This is a genomic window from bacterium, from assembly GCA_037131655.1.
Taxonomy (GTDB): domain Bacteria; phylum Armatimonadota; class Fimbriimonadia; order Fimbriimonadales; family JBAXQP01; genus JBAXQP01.
Genome location: JBAXQP010000206.1, coordinates 1 through 4,850, shown reverse-complemented (window position 1 = coordinate 4,850; position 4,850 = coordinate 1). Strand labels below are relative to the sequence as shown.

The 4,850-nt window shown below is 48.5% G+C and carries 2 protein-coding genes; both read left to right on the top strand.

Annotation, left to right across the window (positions count from 1 at the left end):
- Positions 1-229 precede the first annotated feature (229 nt).
- Positions 230-3,016 (top strand): hypothetical protein, encoded by a 2,787-nt coding sequence (locus WCO51_09660; GenBank protein MEI6513523.1) that lies wholly within the window; start codon positions 230-232, stop codon positions 3,014-3,016.
- A partial coding sequence (locus WCO51_09655; GenBank protein MEI6513522.1) for a DUF4159 domain-containing protein occupies positions 3,013-4,850 on the top strand: 1,838 nt, incomplete at its 3' end. The genes WCO51_09660 and WCO51_09655, both read left to right, overlap by 4 nt.

The window sequence follows — 4,850 nt, the reverse complement described above, 5'->3', positions numbered from 1 at the left end:
TTAGCTATTTGTTCCAAGTCAATCGGCCGAACGATTCCGTTGTCGCCGATTATTCGACAAAGCAGCTTATTATGGTTATGGTTGGTGTGCGCAGGTATGACAGCACCGGAGCTGAGGCTCAACAGGTGATGTTTACAAGCAAAGTAAAAGTGCGGAATTTCCTTGGTGGATAAGTTTGATGAGTGGACACGATGGAATGTCCATTACGCTATGAAAGGCGGTATCGTTGATGCCTTCTGACATCTCAATTGCTATTAAGAAGAACTCGCGTCGTCAGAGCGGTCAGACTTTAATTATTGCTCTGGTCGTTACTTTCGTGTTGCTCGCTTTAGGGCTTGTTTTTATAGGGCTGATTGGGCGCAACTTCTTTGTTACCCAGCGTTATGGGGAAATGATTGACGTGCAATACTACGCAGAAGCCGGGATCAATTTTTCCCTGGCTGAGCTTCTCAATAGTGAAGAAGGGGCAGATTGGCGGCCAATTCCAGCAAACATACTTGATGTTAATGATCCGGACTATCCCTACTTGAAAGCTTACGATCCGGCCACTGGGCAAGGGGGATTTACCCGAATCAGCTTCAATAATGGACGCGCACTTATTCGTATCAGCTACAATCCACTTGGCAATCCCGGCCTTTCAGAGGATGAGAAACTACTTTCACGGTGCATCAAGATTGAATCGATTGGTTTTCTTGGCCAGATTAACCGAAAAGATCCAACGATGATCGCTGCTGCGAAGCAACCTTACCGATTACTTATTGCCTATGCCCAAATCGGTATAACGGATTACGTTCGCTGGGTTACAAATGTAAGCAAAAAAAGCGTTCCGGCCGATATTGGAGCGCCTGCTGCTGCTGAATTTGGGATCCAATATACCGATGGTGTCCCTGGTGGGAATATAACCACCGGTCAAGTAGGTATTACACAAGTTTATGGCGCTTATGACGATGGCCGCGGTAATTTTGGCGCGTCGATGCGTTTTAATTCAGACGTTAAGTTCCATGGAGATATGCTGCTACGCATGAATAAAGCTAATGGGGATCGCCTGTTAGCTTCCGGTCGTTTCTTAATTGGTGGAGGAACCCCGCATATTTCGGATGAGACTGGAATTCTCAATCCAATTACGCCCTCATCGGCTGCCTTTAATTCCTACAACGGTTTATCGCGCGATGGGGACACCGGAGATGATATCGCAGGTTATTCGCGAAACGTGATTCGCCTCGAACCACCGACAATCGACCGTTCCGATCCAGCGACCGGTCAACAGCGTTATCGCTCGATGACACGTGATTCGGGATTCTTTTACAACGATGTAAATATGGGTCGTTTGGGTTATGGCCGTGGCGTTTATGTCGATAATATGCGCGATATTCAGACAGATAGCAGCACACTTTTTGGTGGATATAGCTTGCGAGCTGACTGGCTGCGAACTGAGGGTGATGGCCGCGGTACTAACATATCGACGGGGCAATCAAGCGGTTATTGGAATGGTCCCTTCTACGAACCGCCGGGAGCTTCTCTTCAATTTTTCTACGATCCGAAAAACCCGGATCCGGAAAAGCGAGCGGGATTTACTATCACACGCAACTTATCAACGCCTAACGATGTTTGGCGAAATCTGGATGGCAGTAGAAGTTCTAACCGAACGATGACGTTTTGGTTTCGTTCGGACGATCCCGCAGACCCAACTTTTAAAGCTATCTACAACAACCTGACGGATAGCCTCCAGAACGAACCGGTCGGGAACATGCCTTTTAATGGTGTTCTCTATTTTGAAGGCAACGTTCGAGTTCGCGGTGTTATCCCTGCCGATCGGCAGTTCACGGTTGTCAGTAACAGCACAATTTATATCGAAGGCAACCTGGTCAAAGGTAAACGTAGCCCAACTGCAGTCTCACATTCAACCTGCGCATTAATGGCGCATGACTATGTGGTGTTGAATACGACACAGTTCTTCAAACCTGGCATTGAAAACACTCCGCGTTGGATTAGAGAAAACCCGAGTGATCCCAATGAAGTAATGCATGCGCGTATCACTTCAGATATCATGTCAAGCGTTCCATTCCGATGGAGCTTCGGCGAGACACCTACTTCGGATATTTTCATGTTCATGAGTCATGCCGGCAGTGGTCAGGGCACTTATATCAATATGCTGATTAATAGCGACCCTGCTCAAGTGACGCCCTATCTGTTCCCGCTTAGCCCAAGCTTGAGTTACTATTACAACCAGTTTTTCGTGCCGACCTTTGCTTTGGACAGTTCCTATGATCAGTGGCCTGCTTTTCAAAAGACAGTGTTTCAGCTAACTCCAGCGCCGCCGCAGAGCGCCTATCTTCTTAATACTGATCCTGGAATTGACAATCTAATGCTGTTCCGTCTCGACCCGGCTATCAATTCGCCAGCCGGTAAGCAGCCTTACTTCTTCTCGAAGTTTGCGGTGGCTCCCATCAAGATTCGTATCGATGCTCTGATCTACGCGCAGACGGGATCATTTTTCGTAATCCCAGGCTCTTGGTTCAACGAGAACCCTGAGGATCGCAAAGACGCATTACTTCAAAAAGGTCTTGATTTAGCCCAGTCCATTTTATGGAGACGGCAGAACTTTAGTGTGGCAGTGAATTTCGACGGCAACAACATCGTCGGGCCGGATTATCCGTATTTTGGAGAATCTTTGCCGATACAGGTTCTCATTAATGGCGCGATTACTGAGAATTTCCCGCCTTCGATGAGTGAACAGGCTGAGTGGTTGAAACGTTGGGGATGGATCCCGAGAAAGTTTGGCTTGAGCAATGTGACAATACCAGCCTCATTCATTGATTCGCTCGATCCACTAGTGAAAAATTTGAACCCATACTATATTCCAAACATTATTATTAATTACGATCCGGTTTTAGCAACGGGAAGAGATAAAGACGCGGGCATGATCCGCCAAGATGCTTTTGGGCGCTTGCTGCCATCAATACCTCGACTTCCTGTTTGTCCGAACCTGATTTACAGTGGGGAGGCTCAATTATGAGTGTCCGTAAATCAAAAGCATACTCATACGGTTGGTTGAAAGTGGTATTGATAGGGTTGGCAATGCTAATGCTCATACCTGCTTTCGCAGAGACTAATGTCTATAGCCGAACGACAACCAACATTAACTGCGGCGTTTTAGTGCTTCGATCAGGTGCCGGTGCAACGCTTCCATCCCCCGATCCATTTGTTTTTTATGTGATGGATCAACGAAGAGATATTAAGCCCGCTGGGTGGAGTTTTGTTAATCCGCTAGCTTCAGCAGTTGCTGGGCAATTAGAAGTTGATCGATGGGGCGCTGCCGCTCCGGGGTTGACATTAGGGGGGCGCATCCGAAAAGATATGGCTCCCTATTGGGAAGTCGATCTCCGCTCCGCTTCGATCGAAAAGCTCGCCCTCTACGATATTCTCCTGATGCACGTGAAAGGCAATATTGTTCTGAACGCGGACGAAAGAGAAAAATTACGGCGATTTGTGGATGGCGGCGGTCTGCTCTGGATCGACTGGACGTCTGGAATGGACTTTCCCTCAGATTATATGATGTTCTTCCCGCTTCGATTCACCGGAAGTAGCGGTGTTCCACAATTAGTTAACTCTACCCACCCGTTAATGTGGAGCCCCTATGAACTAATGCCTGGTGAGGCGCTGAGCCTTGGCACGTTTGGAGGTTCCCCGACTGTACCGGCTGCGATGCTGAAGGATACGGGTATGTGGGCGCCCATCGTGGTTAGTCAAAACAACGATGGCATCGTTGTTGCTTCAACCTATGGAGCAGGGCATATTGCTATCACTTCAACGAACGTGACTGGCGCTATTAATGGTCCTGTGGGACCAACTTTGGGGGTGAACGGCCCAAACAGCGGACTTGAGTGCGGTAAAGGTTTTCTCGCTGCCGGTCTAAAGGAACTGAAGCTGTCCTTTAACATGGTGCGATGGGGTAATGCGCATCAGACCACCATGAAGAACCCTCGCCACACAAACGGAAACTTTGAATCGCTAGGCGCGCCTCTTGGAGAGAAGTGGACAACGGTTTCAGTTGGAGCTTCTCAACGGGTTGCTATCTACAACGGAATGATATTTGTGGTCGACAATAACCGTAAAGTCTTGGCATGCTTCGATGCAATCCCAAATCGAGACTTGGATGGCGATGGCAATCTTGATGATGGTGCTAGAAAAGGCACTCCTTCCGGTGGACCTATCAACGATGCTTATAATGAGACAGCCGATCTTGTTTGGTCTGTTCAATTACCGGATGCATGTTCTGCTCCAACCGTTGTTGACGCAATGGTGCCGAATGGCGCTTCTTGTCCGATGGTGCTTCTCACGACAGCAACAGGCAATCTTATGGGATTCCTTCCTTATCCGACAGTAAAAGGGGTTTTGGGTCCGGTTGGGATTTCAATTCCTACTTCGGGTGGTTCGCCCTCGGTTGATTGCCCACCTGTTTTGGCAGGGGCTTTTATCACTAAGTCTATTCCCGCTCCGACCTATTCGGAAGGGCTTATCGTCGTAACGGCTCCAAAGGGTGTTTATATCGCTCTCGCTGTGCCTTTTATCGGTGTTGGAGGAGCTGCTCTAGAAGCGAAAAAAGACACAACTAACCCTCTTTGCAACACCCCCGGTGCCGATGGGTACTGGCGGTTTCCGCAGAATCAATTAAGCGCTCCGATGACTATCAGTCCTCCGACGATTCCTGCGACAGTCGGTTATATTCCTCAACGCGGATCGGCATATGGTTCGGATCGAATGGTCTACTACGGAACGGCATCGTCCGGAGCGCCAAATCAACAAAGCGCTACCATTCGATGTCTTTGGCTTGGGGCTAAAGGGGAAAG

Excerpts from the sequence above, each read along its gene's own strand:
- WCO51_09660 (MEI6513523.1), top strand. The coding sequence starts at position 230 with ATGCCTTCTGACATCTCAATTGCTATTAAGAAGAACTCGCGTCGTCAG.